A 3,974-nucleotide genomic window follows, 5' to 3' on the forward strand; every position below is an offset into this window, starting at 1 on the left:
GGCGCGGGGAACGCCGGCGCGGGGAACGCCGGCGCGGGAAACGCCGGCGCGGGAAACGCCGGGGCGGGTGGCAACGGCGCCTGCGACGACGACGGGGTTCGGGTGGAGTTCACCCGCACCGGCGAGGCGGCGCTGCAGGCCCTGCTGGACATGCTCGTCACCAGCGACGGAGCCAGCTTCGAGAAGGTCGACCCCCGTATCGGCGCCGCCGACGACGCCCGCCGCTCCCTGAGGTACCGGCCCGGTGCCGAGTTGGCCCGCCGCATCAGGCTGCGCGACGGTACCTGCCGCCATCCCGGCTGTGCGGTTCCGGCCGATGACTGCGACATCGATCATGTCCGCCCCTTCGACCACGCCGACCCCGCCCGCGGCGGACCCACCGAAGAGTGCAATCTGATGTGTCTGTGTCGGCGCCATCACCGGTTCAAGACGTTCTCCGACTGGATCTACGACCTGGCGCCCGATGGCACCCTCACCGTCATCACACCGGACGGGGCGACCATGACGACCCGACCATCCGGGCCGCTCGGGGTCTACCGCCGCGAGCACGCCCGCAATGAATCCCGCGCCTGGGACAGACAACAACAGCGCAACCCGGACCCGACCATCACAGGAGGGGAGACGCGCCCGGAGCCCACCTACTGGACTCGCCGTGCGGCCCGCCTGAGCGCCGAGCGTGCCCGCGCAACCGGCCCGGTCGACACCCGGCCCGGCGGCCAGAGCCGCTGGTGGAAGCGCAACGCACCGGTCTTCAGCACGGTCGAACACGAGGTCGAGGCCCTGCTCGATGACATCCTCGACCCGCCTCCCTTCTGACCCGCCTCCCTTCTGACCCGTCGCCTCTCCGGCGTGGGCGGGCGGGAGAACCCGTCAGACGAACCTGCGGCTGACCTTCTCCGGCAGAAGCGTCAGCAGTGGGCCGATCGCCTTCCAGGGCTTGGCCGGGACGAGCGCACGAGTGGGCTCGGCGTCAATCGTCCTGACCAGCGCGTCGACGCCCTCGTCGAATTCGGTCATCAGCGAGGTCTTGACCGACCGGTTGATGTCGGTGCGGATGTACCCGGGAAGGATGTCGGTGACCTTGATGCGGCTGCCGGCGCTGTCGAGCTCGGCGTGCAGACCCTGCGCCAGCGAGGAGACGAACGCCTTGGTGGCGCCGTACGTGTTCTGGGCCTTGGGCATGCCGCGCAGCGAGCTCACGGACGAGATGAACACCAGGTGCCCCTCGCCCCGCGCGTGCATCAGCTCCATCGCGGCCTCCGCCTGGTTGAGGGTGCCGATCACGTTGACCATGGCGGTCTCCCGGTTGGCGTGCGCCTTCCCCGTACCGATGGACGCCCCCTTGCCCAGCCCTGCGTTGAGGACGAAGCGGTCGATCCCGCCGAGCTCCGCGTCGAGCTCGCCGAACACCCTCTCCACCGCGTCGCCGTCGGCCACGTCGAGCTCGCGGACCGCCACCGTGATCGACGGGTTGGCCGCCAGCAACTCGGCTCGGAGTTCCTGGAGCCGGTCGAGACGCCGGGCGCACAGCGCCAGATTCCTGCCCTGTGCGGCCCAGCGACGGGCCATGCCCTCGCCGAGACCCGCGCTGGCGCCGGTGATCAGGATCGTGTTGCGGTCGGTCACAGCTTCTCCTCCGTTGGCGATGGCCCCAGTGTGGCACGCGCCGGCTGACACGACGGGCAGCGGTAGGCGATGCGATCGAGTGAATCGCTCGGCTCGTCCGGGTCGGCGAGACCACCCAGTCGGAACGTCTCCACCTCGGTCCCGCACCTGCGGCACGGCTTGCCGTCCCGCCCGTACACCCACAACTCCCGCCCGCGTCGCGTGTCCCCGGTGGTCACCCGGACCGCGCGATCGGCGTTGGCGAGGAGCATCCGCCGGGCGAGCACGACCACGGCGCGCAGATCAGGCACCGACTCCACCGGCTCCCGCGGGTCGAGGCCCCGCAGGAAACACAGTTCGGCGCGGTACACGGTGCCGATGCCGGCGAGATTGCGCTGGTCCAACAGTGCCTCCCCGATCGTCCGGGACGGCCGCTCGCCGATCCGCCGGAGCACCTCCGCGACGCTGGCGTCCGGGTCCCAGTCCCGCCCCAGCAGGTCGGGACCGAGATGCTCGACCGCCCGGTCGGCCTCGGCGGGATCCAGCGCGCGCAGCAACCCGAGCTCGGTGCCCACCACCTCGACGTCGTCGGCGCGCAGGAGCATCCGGACGGTGTGCGCGGGGAACCGCCACCGCTCCCCCGCCTTGTGGATGTGGATGCGGCCTTCCATCTTCAGGTGGATATGGAGGGTGACCGGGTCCCGACCCTGCGCGTCGGGGCCGACGACGACGAAGAGGTGCTTCCCACGGGACCGGGCGGCCACCACGGTCCTGCCCCGCAGATCCACGGCCGCGAATCTGGGAACCCTGAGCTCGGTCCTGTCCAGGGTCCGCCCGGCCAGCGCACGGTGGACCTTCGCGGCCGCCCTGTAGACGGAATCGCCCTCCGGCACCGTTGACTCCTCTGCCCGCTGTCCGATCTACCGCTCTCCGAGTGTGCGCACCATGGTGCCCTGAACCGCCCCGGGCTGCCGGGTTCACCATCCCGGTTGTCGACACTCCACGACGCCGGCGGTCTCGAGCTGCACTGTCGCATGCTCGATGCCGTGGCCCTCCCGCAGGACGCGTCGCGCCTCGTCGAGGACTCCGGAGTGGGGCACTCCGGGGGCGGTCACGAGGTGGACGGTCCCCACGTCCATCCCCGAGGTCAGCGTCCACAGATGCAGGTCGTGCACCTCCTCGACGCCGCGTACCGACGCGAGTTCGGACTCCACCGCTGCGGGGTCGACCCCGGCGGGCGCGTGCTGGGCGAGCACCGTGACGACCTGTCTACCGAGCATGACCGCGCGGACGACGATGAACACGGCGATCGCCACGGCCACCACGAGGTCCCACACCGTCGAACCCGTCGCGCGGATGAGCAGCGCGGCCGCGATCACCCCCACCGATCCGGCCGCGTCGGCCATCACCTCGAGATACGCACCCCGCACCGCGAGACTCTCGGAGGATCCACTGCGCAGAAGGAGCAGCGAGATGATGTTGACGACCAACCCCAGTCCGCCGACGAGCAACATGGTTCCGGTGGCGACGGGGGCGTCCGACCCGAGCCGCCTGAACGCCTCGACAAGCACGTAGACGCCCATGCCGGACATGATGAGCACCGCCAGACCGGAGGCGAAGATCTCCACGCGATAATGGCCGAACGTGCGTCTCCCGGAACGGTCCGGCCGTGACGCGATCACCGTCGCCGCGAGCGCCGCGCCCAGCGCCACCACGTCCGCCGCCATGTGGCCGGCGTCGGAGAGCAGGGCCAGGGAGCCGGAGATGAGGCCCGCGACCAGCTCGACCACGAAGAACACCACGGTCAGAACGAAGGCGCACGCCAGTCTGATCCGATACCGCGCGCCGGCGTGACCGGTCGGGCGGGCGTGGCCGGAGCAGTGCGCGTGGCCGGAACTGTGCGCGTGACCGTAACTGTGCGCGTGGCTCCCGTGTGCGTGCCCGACCCCCATCTGATTCCCCTCCCGCTGACATATGCATTGATGCGCATATCTTAACTCGTCAGAACGGTTCACTCAACGCCGGATGCGCAGCCCCTTCGGGGTGGCACCGAACCCGGCGTTCTCGAAGGTGGCCGCGACGGGCGAGGTGTGGACGGGTTCGCCGGCGAGGGTGGTGACGGTCAGCGGGCCGACGGCACCTGATCGCACGACTGCGGCCAGCGCGGACGCGGCGAGCGGCACGGCCTCGGCCCGGTCGTCCAGCACGAGGACGGTCCGGCCGCCGCGTTCGACGAACAGGACACACAGCCCGTCGACCAGCACGACGAGCGCACCGGCCTTCCTGCCGGGACGGTGCCCAGATCCGCCCTCCGCAGAAGGTGGCCAGGGCAGCGCGGCGCCGTACGGGTTGGCCGGGTCCGTGGCGGA

The 3,974-nt window shown here is 70.9% G+C and carries 5 protein-coding genes; 1 reads left to right on the forward strand and 4 read right to left on the reverse strand.

What is annotated here, in order from left to right:
- Positions 1 to 816 (forward strand): HNH endonuclease signature motif containing protein (locus G6018_RS14590; RefSeq protein ID WP_182640007.1); only part of this gene is annotated, 816 nt, incomplete at its 5' end.
- A gap of 54 nt (positions 817 to 870) precedes the next feature.
- Here the strand turns inward: G6018_RS14590 and G6018_RS14595 are convergent.
- From G6018_RS14595 to G6018_RS14610, 4 genes are all read right to left on the reverse strand, one after another.
- Positions 871 to 1,626, reverse strand: a complete 756-nt coding sequence (locus G6018_RS14595) for an SDR family oxidoreductase (protein WP_179525869.1) — start codon at positions 1,624 to 1,626, stop codon at positions 871 to 873.
- Complete coding sequence (locus tag G6018_RS14600) at positions 1,623 to 2,498, reverse strand: DNA-formamidopyrimidine glycosylase family protein (protein ID WP_182640008.1); 876 nt, start codon at positions 2,496 to 2,498, stop codon at positions 1,623 to 1,625. Before G6018_RS14600 ends, G6018_RS14595 begins: the two co-directional genes overlap by 4 nt.
- Before the next feature lie 84 nt (positions 2,499 to 2,582).
- Positions 2,583 to 3,557, reverse strand: coding sequence for a cation diffusion facilitator family transporter (locus G6018_RS14605; protein ID WP_182640009.1), 975 nt, complete (start codon positions 3,555 to 3,557; stop codon positions 2,583 to 2,585).
- Between the two features lie 63 nt (positions 3,558 to 3,620).
- Positions 3,621 to 3,974, reverse strand: a 354-nt coding sequence (locus tag G6018_RS14610) for a hypothetical protein (protein ID WP_182640010.1), incomplete at its 5' end; no start/stop codon positions are given.

The organism is Dietzia sp. DQ11-44, from assembly GCF_014145205.1.
In the GTDB taxonomy this organism is placed as follows: Bacteria; Actinomycetota; Actinomycetes; order Mycobacteriales; family Mycobacteriaceae; genus Dietzia; species Dietzia natronolimnaea.